The organism is Natronomonas sp. (genome assembly GCF_028274965.1).
GTDB lineage: Archaea > Halobacteriota > Halobacteria > Halobacteriales > Haloarculaceae > Natronomonas.
In genome coordinates this window covers 1-14,287 of sequence record NZ_JAQCNO010000068.1, presented here as the reverse complement: position 1 = coordinate 14,287, position 14,287 = coordinate 1, and the positions used below count along the sequence as shown (strand labels likewise).

Here is a 14,287-nt window from a genome sequence, read left to right as displayed (position 1 = left end):
CGATCGACCGCGTTCGGGCCGTTCTCAGGCGGCGGCCTCGTCGCGCATGTCCGGCGGCAGGAGGTTCGGGATGCCGTCCTCGATGGGGTACTCCTCGCCGCACTCGGTGCAGACGAGCCGGCCCTCGAGGACCTCCTCGTCGTCCTCGCGGATGACTTCGAGGTCGAGTTCGGCCTTGTCCAGCGGACAACACAGGATGTCCATGAGCGACTCCTTCATGTCCACTCCTCCGGCGGGCGAACGCAAAAACATGGCGGGTCCTGTCCACCGTCGCGCGGTCGGCCCCGCCGGATCGACCGTTTCACGCGGGCGTCCGCGGGCGGCCGAGCCGACAGGTACTCGACGCCCTCGGCACAACGGCCGGTATGACCGGCGGCACGTACACGCTTTTGATCGAACTGGACCGCCGGGCGACCATCGAGGTCGGCGCGCTCGCGGAGACGGCGTTTCCGGCCGGCTGGTACGCCTACACGGGCAGCGCGCTCGGGTCCGGCGGGTTCGGACGGGTCGACAGACACTACGAGGTGGCCGCCGGCGAGCGCGCGACCCGACACTGGCACGTCGATTACCTCCTCGGCTGTGCGGACGCGTCGCTGCGGGGCGACGTCCGGACGCCCGGGGCCGACATCGAGTGTGCGGTCGCGACGGCGCTGCCCGACTCGCCGTGTTCGGGCTTTGGGGCCTCCGACTGCGACTGTTCGGCCCACCTCGCGTACGCGAGCGACGGCGAACGGCTCCGGGAATCCGTCGCAACGGCCCACCGCGAGGCCGCCTCGCGGGAGTGACCCGACCGCGCCGCGTTCGCGCCGTCACTCCAAGAGCCGCTTCGTGCGTCGGTGTCGATCCCGGAACATCGGCGCGAACCCGAGCCGTCCGAACGGCGAGACGGCCCGGCCCAGCGCCCCCCCGGGCAGGCGGTACTCGACCCGATCAACGAGATGCGTCCGGTCGCCGTCGGCGAAAAACTGGTGGGTGTGTGCCCACCGGTCGAACGGCCCCGACTCCATGACGTCGCGGAACGACCCCGCGCCGCCGTCCAGTCGCCGGTCGTCGATGACGGAGACGATCCGCCGTCTCGGTCCGAGGCCGAGCGGGCGGACCGACATCTCGATCCGCGATCCGACCACGAGTTCGTCCGGGTCGGCCTCGCCGTCCGGCCCCGAGACGCGGTCGATCTCAAGGTTCACGAACCCGGGCGTCAGGGCTTCGAGCCCGTCCGTCGTGGCGTGAAACGCCCAGACCTCCTCGAAGGGGGCGTCGATCACGGTCTCTCGGCGGTACGTTGCCATGCGGGCGGTACGGGCGGCGGCGACAAAACGCCCCCGGTCGGCTCGAGCGCCCCTCAGAGGCCCCCGTCGCGGTCGTCCGAAAGCGTCGCCTCGGTGTCGATCCCGTAGACCGCGGCGGGCGTTTCGACGTGGGCCCGGTACAGGGCGCGTTCGTGTCCCGCCTCGGCGAGCCACCGCGTCCGCCTCGGGACGGTCCTCGGGCCCAACACCGCGCCGGGGCGGTCCGGGTCGTCGATGAAGTCCGTCTCCATGAGAAACGGCCGGTCGTTCCCGCAGGCCCGTTCGAGCTCGTCCTTCTTTGAGATCACGCTCGGAACCGGCCCCTCGAGATATCCGCCCGCGTAGTGTTTGACGACGCGGTCGGGGGCCAGCCCCTCGGCCTCGGCCCACTCGGTCACCGTTTCGAACGCCTCGCCGCCCTCCGTGTGCAACTGGACGGCGCACCCGACCGAGGCGGCGCGGGCGAACGCGTGACGCATGACCTCGTTGGAGGCCTCCCACACCGCCTCCTCGACCTCGTAGTGGGGCCGTCCGGACTTGATCGCGAGCGCCGGCCCCTCGGCGACGTACTCCGCGGCGACGTCGATCCCCGCTTTCATCAGGGCCGCGGCCTCGTCGGGGTCGTACCCCCGCTCCGTGAGCCGCGAGACGAGCCCCGGGTGGACGCCGAGGACGGGCCGGGCGCGACCGGGGAGGCGCTCGTCGGCCCGCCGCGTCACCTCGACCGTGAGATCGAACGTCTCCCGGAAGCCGGCCTCGCCCTCGACCGCGCCGACGAGGTCCCACGAGGGCTTGTTGAGGACGTTCAGATGCGTCCCGCCGGCCGCCGCGAACGTCTCGGCGGCGTCGACTCCCTGGCCGTTGATCGGATCGAGATGGAGGTGGTTGTCCAACACCGGACCGTCGTACATGGCCCGCGCTTGGCCGCCGGGCGGCAAAACGGCACCGCTACCGCGCCGCCGTCGCCGTCGCTTCGGTTCGCTTCCCGCCGGCGGGTCCGGTCTCACCCGAGCGTTATCTCGTCGTGGGCGGCGTTCCGGAGCGCGTCCGAGCGGCCGTGCGTTCCCGGGGCGACGGCGACCGTCCGGAGCCCGCGCTCGGCGGCGATCTCCAGGACGGGCTTGAAATCGGCGTCCCGGGAGACGACGATGACCGCGTCGATCCGCCCGGAAACGGCGGCCTCGACCGCGTCGACGGCGAGCCTGACGTCCACGTCGCCGCTCGTCGTCACGACCGCGAACCCGCGGGCCTCGGCGGCCTGTATCAGCCCGCTGCCGGCCTCCTCGTCGACGTAGACGCGAGAGACCGCGATCGTCCCCTCGTCGCCGGCTATCTCCCGGAGGTCGTCGAGGTCGACGTCGAACTCGGGGCGGAACACGTTCGGGCCGTCGACGAAGATCCCGACCCGCGCCCCGCGGCCGAACAGCCGCTCGAACAGTCCCATACCCACCCTGGGGTACCACCCGACAAATAGATACTTACTCCGGGCCGTCGCAGGGTCGGTATGTCGCTTCGAACGCCGCCGCTCGCCGCCGATCACGCCGCGTCGGGCGCGAAACTGACCGCGTTCGGCGGCTGGGAGATGCCGCTCGAGTTCGACTCGATCCGGACCGAACACGAGGCCGTCCGGGGATCGGTCGGCAAGTTCGACGTGTCGCACATGAGCCAACTCGCGGTGTCGGGACCCGACGCGGGGCGGCTGATGAACCGCCTGACGACGAACGACGTCGCCGAACTCGCCCCCGGGGACGCGCAGTACTCGGCGATCACGGACGCCGACGGCGTTGTGCTCGACGACACCGTCGTCTACCGCCTCCCGGAGGGCGCCCCGAGCGACGCCGCGTTCCTGTTCGTTCCGAACGCGGGCCACGACGCCGAGATGACACAGCGGTGGGCGAGACACACCCAGCGGTGGGACCTCGACGCGACCGTCGAGAACGCGACCGACGGCTACGGCATGCTCGCGGTGCAGGGCCCCGAGGCAATCGAACTACTGGGCGGGCTCTGTGAGTCGCCCGGATCGGTGTCGCGCTTTTCGGTCGCGCCGCGAGAGATCGCCGGCGTCGAGTGTCTCCTCGCTCGGACGGGCTACACCGGGGAGGACGGCGTCGAACTCCTCTTCGACGCCGACGCCGCGGCGGCGGTCTGGTCGGCGCTTTCGTGTCAGCCCTGCGGGCTCGGCGCGCGTGACACCCTCCGACTCGAGGCCGGATTCCTGCTCTCGGGACAGGACTTCGACGCCGAGGACAACCCCCGGACCCCCTACGAGGCGGGCATCGGCTTCGTCGTCGATACGGACACCCCCTTCGTCGGCCGCGACGCGCTTTCGGCCCCCGGGGCCACAGACCCCGAGGAGCGTCTCGTCGGCTTCCGGCTCGCGGACCGCGGGATCGCCCGCCACGGACACGAGATCGTCGCCGACGGCGACCCGATCGGGGCGGTCACGAGCGGGACGATGAGTCCGACGCTCGGCGACGCGATCGGTCTCGGGTACGTCCCCGAGGGCTACGCCGACCCCGGGACGGAACTCGGGATCGTCGTCCGCGGCGACACGAAGCGCGCGAGGGTCGAGACGCCTCCGTTCTACTGACGACCCGCCGCCCGTTCGCCCGGAATCCGCCCGGGACCCGCGTCCGGACGGCGTTTCGGCCGAGCCGACAGCCCTACGTGCCCCACCGTGGATACGACTCGTATGAGCTTCGACGTTCCCGAAGACTGCCGGTACCGAGAGACGCACGAATGGGCGCGCCACGAGAGCGGGACGGTCCGCGTCGGGATCACCGACTTCGCACAGGACGAACTCGGCGACGTGGTGTTCGTCGAACTCCCGGCGGTCGGCGACGCGCTCGAATCCGGAGCCGAGTTCGGCGTCATCGAGTCGATCAAGGCCGTGTCGGACCTCTACGCCCCGGTTTCGGGCGACCTGACGGCCGTCAACGACGACCTGATCGACGCGCCGGAACTCGTCAACGAGGACCCCTTCGGGGACGGCTGGATGCTCGAGATCGACCCGGCCGACCCCGCCGAGTTCGAGGCGCTTCTGTCCCCGTCGGCGTACGACGACCAGACGGCGTGACCGACGCGCTCGGGCCCGATACCCGAGTACCCGACCGGCGTCCGGGGCCTCGGCTACCGATGCACAAACACATAAGTCGGGGCCGGCCGTACCGGTCGTCAGGAAATGGTCGATTCGACCCAGCTCGCGGAGAGCAAGTCTATCCACCGACAGACTGGGAAGACCTTCTACTATGCGACCCGTCTGCTGCCCGAGCGAGTCCGCCACCCTACCTACGTGCTGTACGCCTTTTTTAGAGTCGCCGACGAGGTCGTCGACAACCCCGACGGCGGGCTGTCGCCGACCGAACAGCACGAGCGTCTGATCGAGATCAGAGAGGCCGCGCTCGGCAACGAGCCGACTGACGACCCGGTGCTTGAGGCCTTCTGTGAGGTCCGCGAACGGTACGGCATCCCCGACGAGGAAATCGAGGTGTTCGTCGACGCGATGCGGACCGACATCGAGAAGTCCCGCTACGAGACGTACGACGAGCTCGAGTCGTACATGCGCGGGTCGGCCGCCGCCGTGGGCGTGATGATGAGCATCGTCATGGAGACCGACGACATCGACTCCGCGCTGCCGAAGGCCCGCCGACTCGGCGAGGCGTTCCAGCTGACGAACTTCCTCAGGGACGTCGGCGAGGACATCGCGGACCGCGACCGGATCTACCTCCCGCAATCGACCCTCGAGGCCTGCGGCGCGGACCCGGCTGACATCGAGCGCCAGATCTTCACCGACGAACTCGGCGCGGCGATCGGCCGGGAGATGAAACGCGCCGAGGAGCTGTACCGCGAGGGCGTCTCCGGCATCAAGTACCTCCCGTCGGACTGCCAGTTGCCCGTCTTGACCGCCGCCGTCCTCTATGCGGACCACCACCGGCTCATCCGCAGCCACGACAACGACACCGTCACGCGGACGCCCTCGCTCGGAACCCTCCGCAAACTCGCCTTGGTGGCGAAGACGCGGCTGTACTGGGCGTGGAACGACGACCCCGAGGCCGTCTTCGCGAAGGTGAGCGACGTGCCGATGGTCGAGGACGATCCGACGCCGAGGTCCCGCCCCGGCAACCCCGTCCCGACCGGCTGATCCGATCGGGCAGTCCTCGGATTTTGCCCCCGTTCGCTCGTGTTTTTATCGCTCCGGGAAGTCGAACCGGTCGGTCCGCCACAGCGCGTACCCGAACACCGCGGCCAGCACCGCCGGGATCCAGTTTCGGAAGTACGCGTTGATCCCCCCCCAGAGCACGACGAAACTGACCAGATCGTCGAGCATGAACTCACAGTTCCCGAGCCGCTCCGAGAGCGCCTCCCGATCGAAGGCCGCATCGAGGACCGTCACAGCGGCGGTCGCCGACAGCACCCACCCGGCGTAGTTCATCCACGGCACGCCGTAGTACGCGCCGCCGCCGTCGTAGGCCCAAAAGCCAAGCGAGACCGCCGCGGGGTCCAAGGCGAGGTCCAACCCGACCACGGCGGCGATGACGACCGGCACGCGAAAGCGCGCGCGCCCGGCGAGGCCCCCGAGCGAGAGCAGACACAACAGGTAGGCGTTGACGACGAGCGGGAGGAAAAAAAGCGGCAGCGCGGCCGGGACGTGCCCGCCGATCATCGGCCCGAGGTCGACGCCGTACTCGAAGGCGCCGTAGGGATACCCGGTGAGAACGCCCACGAACTCGACGGCGTAGGTGTACGCACAGAGCGCCCCCACGCCGAGCGCGGCCTTCCGGGTGAAAAGCGGGGCGACGCCGGCGACCAGCGGGAGTCGCATCACCGCAACGCCGAGCAAGAGCAGGTACGGGTTGAAACGCAGCGGTCCGGGCAACAGCCCCTCGGCCGAGGCGACGAGCATGACCGCGCCGACGGCAGGGAACACCACGGCGATCGTAAAGCGGTTGTCCCTGACGACGCCGTCGAGTGCGCCCTCGAGTCTGTGTCGGGCCGGCACCCGGACGCTAGCCACGCGTGATCACCCACAGCGCGGCCAGGGTGAAGACCGTCCCGACGGCGGTGTTCAGCGCCGGGAACCACCAGTAGGCCCGATCGACGTCGATCCCGCGAGCGACGATGACGGCGACGAACACCGGGTAGACGCCGATCGCGGCCGCGAAGAACGGGTGCACCGTTCCGAACACCGCCGCCGCCGTGAGCCAGCAGGCCGCGCAGTACGCGTAGGTGTACCCCGTCCCCAGGCGGGTCGCCGTCGTCTCGATCCCGGCGGCGCGGTCGGGTTCGATGTCGGGGATGGCCGAGAAGGTGTGCATCCCCATCGCCCACAGCCACCCGCCGGCCACCGCGGCGACCGGCGGGAGTTCGCCGGCCAGCGCGCTGTAGGCGATCACGCCCGGAAGGACGTACAGCCCGTTCGACACCGAGTCGAGAAACGGCGTCGTCTTGAACCGAAACGGCGGCGCGCTGTACTCTACTGCCAACAGCAGAAAGACGACCATCGCAACGTCGCCGACGCGCGGGAGAAACGGGACGAACGCGAGCCCCAAAAGCCCGGTGGCGGCGACGAGTACGGGCACGAGCGACTCGCCGCGGTACCGGACCTCCCGGTCGTCTTTCTTCGGGTTCTCGACGTCGACGTCGGCGTCGAACACGTCGTTGACACCGTAGAGGAACACGTTCGCCGGGAGCAAAAAGTACGCGAAGAGCCCAACGGCGATCGGCGCGAACAGTTCCGTGGCGCTCTCGGCGGCGTAGGCGACGCCGACGACGACGGGTCCGGCCAGGTACAGCCAAAAGCGCGGTCGCGAGAGTTTGAGCAGATACCCCGTCGTGCTGTCGCCGCTCGGGAGCACGCGATCGGGGGCGAGATCGGTCATGCTGCGTCGTCAAGAAGCGTCGAGGCGGTGTGTTCACCGCTGACCAGACACATCGGGACGCCGATCCCGGGGGTGGTGTACGAGCCGGTGAAATAAAGCCCGGGGCAGGCTGACGACCGGTGGGGCGGCCTGAACAGCGCCGTCTGTCGGAGCGTGTGCGCGAGGCCGAGGGCGGTCCCGTTCGCGCTGTTGTACCGCTCGGCGAACTCCGAGACGGAGAACGTCTCCTCGAACACGATCCGGTCGCGGAGGTCGACGCCCGTGTTCTCGGCGATGTCCTCGAGAACGAGATCGCGGTACCACGTCCGGACCTCCTCGGTGTCGTCCAGCCCGGAGGCGACCGGAACCAGCGCAAAGAGGTTCGAGTGGTCCTCCGGGGCGACGTCGTCGTCCGTCTTCGAGGGCACACAGAGGTAATAGGCGGGGTCCTCGGGCCAGCCGGGGTCATCGAAGATCTGCTCGAAGTGGCCGTCCCAGTCGGTCGGCAACACGAGGGTGTGGTGTTCGAGCGGCTCGACGTCGCCCTCGACGCCGAGATAGATGAGAAACGCCGAGGGGGCGTACGTCCGGTCCTCCCAGTAGCCCTCGTCGTACTGCCGTTCGTGCTCCGCGAGCAGCTCCTGTTCGGTGTGGGCGTAGTCGGCGTTGCTGACGACGAAATCGGCGTCGAAATCGCCCGCGACGGACTCGACGGTGAATCCCTCCCGGCGGTTGACGATCTCGGCCACCTCGGCGTCGGTCACGTACTCGACGCCGAGGTCTTTGCCCACCTCGACGCAGGCGTCGACGACGGACGCGAGCCCGTTTTCGGGGTAGTACACGCCGAGGTTGAAATCGACGTGGCTCATCATGTTGTAGATCGCGGGCGTGTTGTGCGGCGCGCCGCCTAAAAAGACGAGGGTGTACTGCATGATCTGCTTGAGCTTCGGGTGCTCGAAGTACTTCGAGACGTAGTCGTCCATCGTCCCGAGCAACTGGAGCCCGATCGGGGCGGCTCTCATCACGTCGAGGTCGACCCAATCGCGGAGCCGCGGGCGGTCGGTGTAGATGAACTGCTCCGTCGCGACGTCGTAATGCTCCTCGGAGGTGTCGAGATACGAGTCGAGCGCGTCGCCGGCGCCGGACTCGTAGGACTCGAACAGCGTCCGCATCTCCCCGCGGTCGCCGGTGATGTCGACGCTGTCGCCGTCTTTCCAGAAGATCCGGTAGTGGGGATCGAGCCGCTCGAGATCGTAGAACTCGGAGGGATCGCGGCCGAAGTGCCCGAAGAACCGCTCGAACACGTCGGGCATCAGGTACCAACTCGGGCCCATATCGAACTTGAACCCGTCGGCCTCGAGCACCGACGCCCGGCCCCCGAGCCCGTCGTTTTTCTCCAGTACCGTCACGTCGAGGCCGGCGTCGGCGAGATAGCAGGCCGACGAGAGGCCGCCGAATCCGGAGCCGACGACGACGACGGAACGAGACTCAGACATTACCTGCGCTACGTGCGGCAGCCACATTAAAACGTGTGTCCGGGAAGATCTCTCGGGGAAACGACCTTGCCGGTGGTGCCCCTAACGGCGGTATGGACACCGTAGTCGTCACGGGCGGATCGCGCGGGGTCGGACGGGCCGTTGCCGAACTGTTCGCCGATCGGGGAAGCCACGTCGTGACGTGTTCGCGGCGGCGAGCGGAGATCGAAACGGTGGCGTCGGCGATCGAATCAGAGGGCGGGTCGGCGACGGCGGTGCGGGCCGACGTCCGCGACGAGTTCGACGTCGAGCGTCTGATGGAGACCGCCGCCCGCGCCGGCGGGGCCGACACGATCGACTGCGTGATCGCGAACGCCGGCGTCTACCACGGTTCAGCCGGCGAAACACCGCTTTCGACCGAGGGGTACGCCGACTTCGACGACACGCTCAGAACGAACGTTCGGGGCGTCTTCTCGACGCTTCGGGAGGCCGAACCGCACCTTTCCCCGGACGCCCGCGCGCTCGTCCCCTCCGGCCGCATCGCGAGAGAGGCGACGGCCGGCTTCGGCTCCTACGCCGTCTCGAAGGCCGGGGCCGAAGCCGTCGCCCGACAGTTCGCCGCGGAGTCGGACGCACCGACCGGCGTCCTTGATCTCGGACAACTGGAGACCGAGTTGACCGGCCACGGCGGCGGCCGGGACCCGACCGACATCGCGCCGATGTTCTGGTGGGCGGCGACCGACGCCGACGCCGACACGGTCGACGGCGCGGTGGTCGGCCTCCGCGAGTGGAAGAAGGCGACGCGGTAGCCGGGCGCCTCAGAGCCCGGTCGGGTGATCGAGGTACGTCGCCTCCACGCCCCACCGCTCGACGAGCCGTTTCAACCCCCGGACGCCGAACGTCTCCGTCGCGTAGTGTCCGGCGAAAAAGACGTTCAGCCCCGCCTCTCTGGCCTCGTGGTAGGCCTGCTGTTTCCCCTCGCCGGTCACCAAGGCGTCGACGCCGGCCGCGGCGGCCTCGCCGATCCAGTCGGCCCCCGATCCGGTCACGATCGCGATCTCCTCAATGCTCGAGGCGCCGAAATCGAGGACCCGAACGTCGCGGCCGCCGGTGTCGAGCGCCGAGAGCCGCTCGCGGAGCGACTCGACCGTGTACGGCTCGTTCGCCCGCGCGCGGCGTCCGATCGTGACGCCGCCGTACTCCCCGAAGTTCCCGAGCGGTTCGCAGTCGAGAAACGCCGCCAACCCGGCGGCGTTCCCGAGTTCGTCGTGACCGTCCAACGGGAGGTGTGAGGCGTACAGCGCAACGTCGCGCTCGACGCAGGCGGCGACCCGATCGTAGGCCGCGCCGGTCACGCTGTCGAGGCCGCCCCACACGATCCCGTGGTGGACGACCAACGCGTCCGCCGACGCCTTCGCGGCCGCCTCGATCGTCGCGATCGCGCCGTCGACGGCGAAGGCGATCCGGCCGACGTCGGCCGATCCGTCGCCGACCTGTAGCCCGTTCGAACTCGCGTCGACCCCGGCGTAGCGGTCGTGTTCGAGGCGCTCGTTCAGCCGATCGCAGAGCGTGGACAGTCGCATGGACCCACTTCCCCGGGCGAACGCTTGAATCCGACGCCGCCCCGTCGGGCCGACGCGGCTCAGCCGTCGCCGTCGGCGTGCGCGAAGACGAACGCCCGGAGCAGTCCGGCGGCGAGCGCCGCCGCCTGCCCGTCGTCGCGGTCGTTCACCTCGACGACGTCGAACCCGACCGCCCGCGGCGCGACCGCCCGGACGGCGCCCCTCAGTTCCCGCGGCGTCAACCCGAAGGGGGTCGGGGTCCCCGTCCCCGGCGCGAAGCCGGGGTCCGCCGCGTCGATATCGACGCTCAGATACGCACGCTCGCCCTCGAACGACGGGGACCACCCGGGGACCTCCTCGGGGGGTACGACCGTCACGTCCGCATCGCTCGCGCGGTCCCACTCGGCCTCGCTGCCGGTCCGGACGCCAAGCAACACCGCCCGATCGGCGGTCTCTAAGGCGTGTTGGGCGACCGTCGCGTGCGAGAACTCGTCGCCGGCGTAGCTCTCGTACAGATCAAGGTGGGCGTCTAAGGCGACGTAGACGTCGGGCGAGGCAGCCCGAACCCCGGCGACGGTGACGGTGTGTTCCCCGCCGACGAGCAGCGGGACCCGCCCGGCGTCCCCGTGGTCCTCGAGGCGTCCGGTCAGAAACTTGAGGTACTCGGCCGCGTCGTTCCACGCCGAGACGTCGCCCGCGTCGGTGACGAGCTCCGAGAAGCGGCGGCCGGTCCGTCGGTCGTACCCGTCGGCCGGCCGGGCGAACCGCCGGATCCGCTCGGGACCAAACCGGGCCCCGGGACGGAACGTCGCGGAGGCGTCCAGCGGCGCGCCGACGACCGCGTAGGCGGCCGACTCGGGCGGGGCGTCGGCACCGGGAAAGCGTGCCATCCGGCCGGGCTCAGACGACCTTTCGCTGGCCCTCGAACTCGAGGTACTCGATCTCGTCGTCCGACTCGGGGTCGAGGTCCTCCGGGATGCGCATCGTGATCGTCTCGTAGGTCTCGAGATCCATGACCTGCATGTCCTTGCCGGAGACGGAGACGACCTGTCCCTGCTTCCGGTTGACGATCGGGACCCAGATCTTCGCGTCGACGGGCTGGGTGAAGTTCCGCTTTTGTCCGTCGAACACGCCCGTTCCCTCGACGCGGGCCTTCGCGCTGCCGTGTTTGCCGGGCTTCGACGTGCTGTAGGCGGTGATCTTCGACGGGACGTCGTCGATCATCACGTAGTTGCCCTCCTGTAGATCGCGGACCTCGCTCTGCTGTTTCGGCATACCAACCGGTTCTCCGCGGCGGAGTATAAACAGTTTGGATACCGCCGGAGGCGACGAGTTATCGGCTCACGGCCCCGATCGCGCGCTCCGTGATCGGCTATGGCAGGCCGAAGCTCTCCGCTAGGATCGCCTCGTCGGTCCGCCCGACGACCTCGACGCCCTCGCCGACGACGTCGACGGTCACCCGCGCGGGGGCGAACACCTCGTGTGGCACCTCGTAGAAGTCCCAGTCGTGCTCCGCGAAGATCCCCTCGAACGGGACGCCGAACTCCGCCCCGGCGCTCGAGGGGAGGTCGTCGAACCGATCGAACGCCGTCTCGACGGTCATGTGCACCTCCGCGCCGTACGCGAGCGCGTCGTTCGTCCGGGCCATGGCGACGTCGTCGCTGTCGGCGACCGGCGCGACGGGCGCCGCGGCCGTCGTCGTCAGCATGTCCAGTGGGTCGTACCCCAACTCCGAGAGCCGAAACGCCGCGAGTTCGCCCGCCCGCGCCGCGAGCGCGACGCTGCCGGTGAGACTCGCCGTCGAGAACGTCGGGAGGAACACGCTCGAGGCCGGCACGCCGGCGGTCTCGGCGACGTGTTCGGCGACGGCCTCGCCGGGCAGCTCCTCGCTTTCGATCGCCAGCACGGCGAACTCCGCGGCGTCGCGGTACCCCATCCGCTGGTACTCGCCCTCCTCGGCGACGAGCGCCCGGGCCGGACCGCTCCCAAGCCCCTCGAACCCCTCGACGGAGAGTTCCCACCCCGCCTTCTGCGCGGCCAGAAACGCCATCGCGGGGTGATCGGTCGACACCTCGACGTACGTCCGGGGGGTCCCCTCGATTTCCCCCATCCCGGTTTGGACCGTCGCCAGCCCGCCGGTCTGGATCTCGCTCAACAGCAGCCCCGCCTCGACGCCGCCGACGGCCTCGACGCCGAAATCGCAGACGACGGCCCCGTTATCCAGTTCGTGGATCTCGATCGCGAGTTCGTCGGCGAAGTCGATGGCCTCGTCGACCAACTCGACGGCCATCCGGTTGAGGCTCTCCATACCCGGATAACGCGCGGATACGACTATAAGGTTCGCGGCTCGCGCCGAACGAACGCGGCCCCGACGGGACCGCAAACAGCATGCCGAGCAGGGCGTTCCATGTTCGATGCGTTGGCCACGCTGGGGTGAACCAGCACGCCGAGGTAGGGGCTGCTCTTGGATGAGTTCGGTCCCACTGTGACGTGTGGGTTCAAACCGTCCCGCGGCCGACCGCCGCCGACCGCCGACCGCCGCCACACGGCCGGGTTCGATCCGGGGCGGTCGGTCCCCAACGGCTATACACGCCGGCGTTCAACCCGCGGTATGAACGCCCGCGAGATCATGACCCGCGACGTCGAGACCGCTTCGCCCGACGACGACGTCGCCGAAGTCCTCGGTCGCCTCGCCGAGGCCGACTTCAACGGGTTCCCGGTCGTCGAGGGCGGTCTCGTCGTCGGGATCGCTACGCAGGGCGATCTCGTCGACCTGTTTCGGCCCTCCGACCGGACGCTTTGGATCCCGGTCGGGTTCCCGCCCTTTCTCGAATCGCTCACGTACGCGATCGATATCTCCTGGGACGAACTCGACGCGGGCATCGACCTCGCCCGCAACGCCGGCCGTCCGATCCGGGAGGTGATGACCGCCGAGGTCGTCACCGTCGGTCCCGACGCCGACACCGACGAACTCCTCGCAATCCTGGCCGACGGCGACCGGGACATCAACCGCGTCCCCGTCGTCGACGGGGCGGGCGCGCTGCTCGGGATCGTCGCCAGACAGGACCTTCTCGAGTCGCTCCGCGACGAGCGAAACGCGGGCCAGACCGCCGGGTAACCGGCGCCGCCGACCGGAGTCGCGTCGAAAAATTGAGGCCCGGTTCGGTACAGGTCCCACCGTGGGCTACCGCACACTCCCGTTGTTCCTCGCGCTCGCGGCCGTCTGGGGATCGGCGTTCATGGCGATCAAAGCCGGCGTCGGCGACCCGGCTGCCCCCGGTTACTTCTTCGACGCGCCGGTGCTGTTTGCGGCCCTCCGGTTCGACGTCGCCGGGGTGTTGATGCTTGGGTACGCCGTCCGGGCGGCCGATCGCTGGCGCCCGCGAACCCGCCTCGAGGTCGCGGCGGTCGCCGTCGGCGCCGTGTTCATCATCGCCGGCTACCACGCGCTGTTGTTCGTCGGCCAGCGCGGCACGACGAGCGCCGCGGCCGCCGTTATCGTCTCGCTGTCGCCGGTGTTGACGACCGCCTTCGCGCGCGGACTGCTCGACGACGAGCGACTCGCGCCGCTCGGACTCGCCGGGATGGGGCTGGGTCTCGCCGGCGTCGTCGTGCTCTCGCGGCCGGACCCGGCGAACCTCGTCGGCTCGCGCTTCGAGGCGCTCGTCTTCGGCGCCGCGCTGTGTTTCGCCCTCGGGAGCGTTCTCACGCGTCGACTCGACACCGACCTCCCGATCGAGGCGTTCGAGGCGTGGTCGATGCTCGGCGGCGCGGCCCTCATGCACGGCCTGAGCCTCGGTCTCGGCGAGTCCGTCTCGGGGGCCCCCTCTCCGCGCGGACTCCTCGCGCTCGGGTACCTCGCCGTCGTCGCGAGCGCGCTCGGGTTCTTGATCTACTTCACGCTGCTGGAGCGACTCGGGGCCATCGAGATCAACCTCGTCTCGTACGTCGCGCCCGCCTTCGCCGCGCTGAGTGGGTTCGCGTTCCTCGGCGAGGGCATCGACGCCCCGACCGTCGGCGGGTTTTTCGTCATCCTCCTCGGGTTCGCGCTGATCAAGCGGCGGGCGATCCGCGAGACGCTCCGGCACCGATCCGGCTGAACG

The 14,287-nt window shown here is 69.6% G+C and carries 18 protein-coding genes; 7 read left to right on the top strand and 11 right to left on the bottom strand.

Translation table 11 applies throughout. From position 1 onward, the window contains the following. Nucleotides 1-24 precede the first annotated feature (24 nt). The gene (locus tag Q0916_RS10760; protein WP_299237265.1) at nt 25-219 is read right to left on the bottom strand and encodes a methytransferase partner Trm112; all 195 of its coding nucleotides are present in this window, start codon (nt 217-219) and stop codon (nt 25-27) included. 146 nt (nt 220-365) lie between these two features. On the opposite strand from Q0916_RS10760, the gene Q0916_RS10755 reads away from it, so the two are divergent. Then, the gene (locus Q0916_RS10755; RefSeq protein ID WP_299237264.1) at nt 366-785 is read left to right on the top strand and encodes a GIY-YIG nuclease family protein; all 420 of its coding nucleotides are present in this window, start codon (nt 366-368) and stop codon (nt 783-785) included. A 24-nt stretch (nt 786-809) separates the two neighbouring features. Here the strand turns inward: Q0916_RS10755 and Q0916_RS10750 are convergent, their stop codons facing one another. From Q0916_RS10750 to Q0916_RS10740, 3 genes are all read right to left on the bottom strand, one after another. Next, nucleotides 810-1,289 (bottom strand): SRPBCC family protein, encoded by a 480-nt coding sequence (locus Q0916_RS10750; RefSeq protein WP_299237263.1) that lies wholly within the window; start codon nt 1,287-1,289, stop codon nt 810-812. 53 nt (nt 1,290-1,342) lie between these two features. After that, the gene (locus Q0916_RS10745) at nt 1,343-2,200 is read right to left on the bottom strand and encodes a TatD family hydrolase (RefSeq protein WP_299237262.1); all 858 of its coding nucleotides are present in this window, start codon (nt 2,198-2,200) and stop codon (nt 1,343-1,345) included. 92 nt (nt 2,201-2,292) lie between these two features. Next, a complete protein-coding gene (locus Q0916_RS10740) occupies nt 2,293-2,733 on the bottom strand; it encodes an NYN domain-containing protein (protein ID WP_299237261.1) in 441 nt (146 codons plus the stop codon). A 60-nt stretch (nt 2,734-2,793) separates the two neighbouring features. Between Q0916_RS10740 and gcvT the strand changes: the two genes are divergently transcribed. The 3 genes from gcvT to Q0916_RS10725 all read left to right on the top strand — a co-directional run bounded on the left by gcvT (nt 2,794) and on the right by Q0916_RS10725 (nt 5,430). Beyond that, the gene (gcvT, locus tag Q0916_RS10735; protein WP_299237260.1) at nt 2,794-3,879 is read left to right on the top strand and encodes a glycine cleavage system aminomethyltransferase GcvT; all 1,086 of its coding nucleotides are present in this window, start codon (nt 2,794-2,796) and stop codon (nt 3,877-3,879) included. A 102-nt stretch (nt 3,880-3,981) separates the two neighbouring features. After that, the gene (gcvH, locus tag Q0916_RS10730) at nt 3,982-4,365 is read left to right on the top strand and encodes a glycine cleavage system protein GcvH (protein WP_299237259.1); all 384 of its coding nucleotides are present in this window, start codon (nt 3,982-3,984) and stop codon (nt 4,363-4,365) included. Between the two features lie 105 nt (nt 4,366-4,470). Then, entirely contained in the window at nt 4,471-5,430 is a 960-nt protein-coding gene (locus Q0916_RS10725; protein WP_299237258.1) for a phytoene/squalene synthase family protein, read from the top strand. Nucleotides 5,431-5,475: 45 nt separating this feature from the next. Here the strand turns inward: Q0916_RS10725 and cruF are convergent, their stop codons facing one another. From cruF to Q0916_RS10710, 3 genes are read right to left on the bottom strand one after another with little or no spacing between them, the layout of a single operon-like run. Further along, the gene (gene cruF, locus Q0916_RS10720; RefSeq protein ID WP_299237257.1) at nt 5,476-6,303 is read right to left on the bottom strand and encodes a bisanhydrobacterioruberin hydratase; all 828 of its coding nucleotides are present in this window, start codon (nt 6,301-6,303) and stop codon (nt 5,476-5,478) included. Then, nucleotides 6,296-7,168: a prenyltransferase gene (locus Q0916_RS10715; protein ID WP_299237256.1), complete on the bottom strand. Its 873-nt coding sequence runs from the start codon at nt 7,166-7,168 to the stop codon at nt 6,296-6,298. The genes cruF and Q0916_RS10715 overlap by 8 nt, the downstream gene beginning before the upstream one ends. Then, on the bottom strand, nt 7,165-8,643 hold the full coding sequence (locus tag Q0916_RS10710) for a phytoene desaturase family protein (RefSeq protein WP_299237255.1): 1,479 nt from the start codon (nt 8,641-8,643) through the stop codon (nt 7,165-7,167). The genes Q0916_RS10715 and Q0916_RS10710 overlap by 4 nt, the downstream gene beginning before the upstream one ends. A gap of 92 nt (nt 8,644-8,735) precedes the next feature. Between Q0916_RS10710 and Q0916_RS10705 the strand changes: the two genes are divergently transcribed. Further along, nucleotides 8,736-9,431, top strand: a complete 696-nt coding sequence (locus tag Q0916_RS10705) for an SDR family NAD(P)-dependent oxidoreductase (RefSeq protein ID WP_299237254.1) — start codon at nt 8,736-8,738, stop codon at nt 9,429-9,431. Between the two features lie 9 nt (nt 9,432-9,440). On the opposite strand, the gene Q0916_RS10700 is transcribed toward Q0916_RS10705, so the two are convergent. The 4 genes from Q0916_RS10700 to mch form a co-directional block, all read right to left on the bottom strand. Beyond that, nucleotides 9,441-10,205, bottom strand: coding sequence for a Nif3-like dinuclear metal center hexameric protein (locus Q0916_RS10700; protein ID WP_299237253.1), 765 nt, complete (start codon nt 10,203-10,205; stop codon nt 9,441-9,443). Between the two features lie 59 nt (nt 10,206-10,264). Continuing rightward, complete coding sequence (locus Q0916_RS10695; RefSeq protein WP_299237252.1) at nt 10,265-11,074, bottom strand: arginase family protein; 810 nt, start codon at nt 11,072-11,074, stop codon at nt 10,265-10,267. A 10-nt stretch (nt 11,075-11,084) separates the two neighbouring features. Beyond that, nucleotides 11,085-11,459: a translation initiation factor IF-5A gene (locus tag Q0916_RS10690; protein ID WP_299237251.1), complete on the bottom strand. Its 375-nt coding sequence runs from the start codon at nt 11,457-11,459 to the stop codon at nt 11,085-11,087. 97 nt (nt 11,460-11,556) lie between these two features. After that, the gene (mch, locus tag Q0916_RS10685; protein ID WP_299237250.1) at nt 11,557-12,492 is read right to left on the bottom strand and encodes a methenyltetrahydromethanopterin cyclohydrolase; all 936 of its coding nucleotides are present in this window, start codon (nt 12,490-12,492) and stop codon (nt 11,557-11,559) included. 303 nt (nt 12,493-12,795) lie between these two features. Here mch and Q0916_RS10680 point away from each other — a divergent pair, with 303 nt between their 5' ends. Continuing rightward, a complete protein-coding gene (locus tag Q0916_RS10680) occupies nt 12,796-13,302 on the top strand; it encodes a CBS domain-containing protein (RefSeq protein ID WP_299237249.1) in 507 nt (168 codons plus the stop codon). A 61-nt stretch (nt 13,303-13,363) separates the two neighbouring features. Then, nucleotides 13,364-14,284 (top strand): DMT family transporter, encoded by a 921-nt coding sequence (locus Q0916_RS10675; RefSeq protein ID WP_299237248.1) that lies wholly within the window; start codon nt 13,364-13,366, stop codon nt 14,282-14,284. Nucleotides 14,285-14,287: the final 3 nt, after the last annotated feature.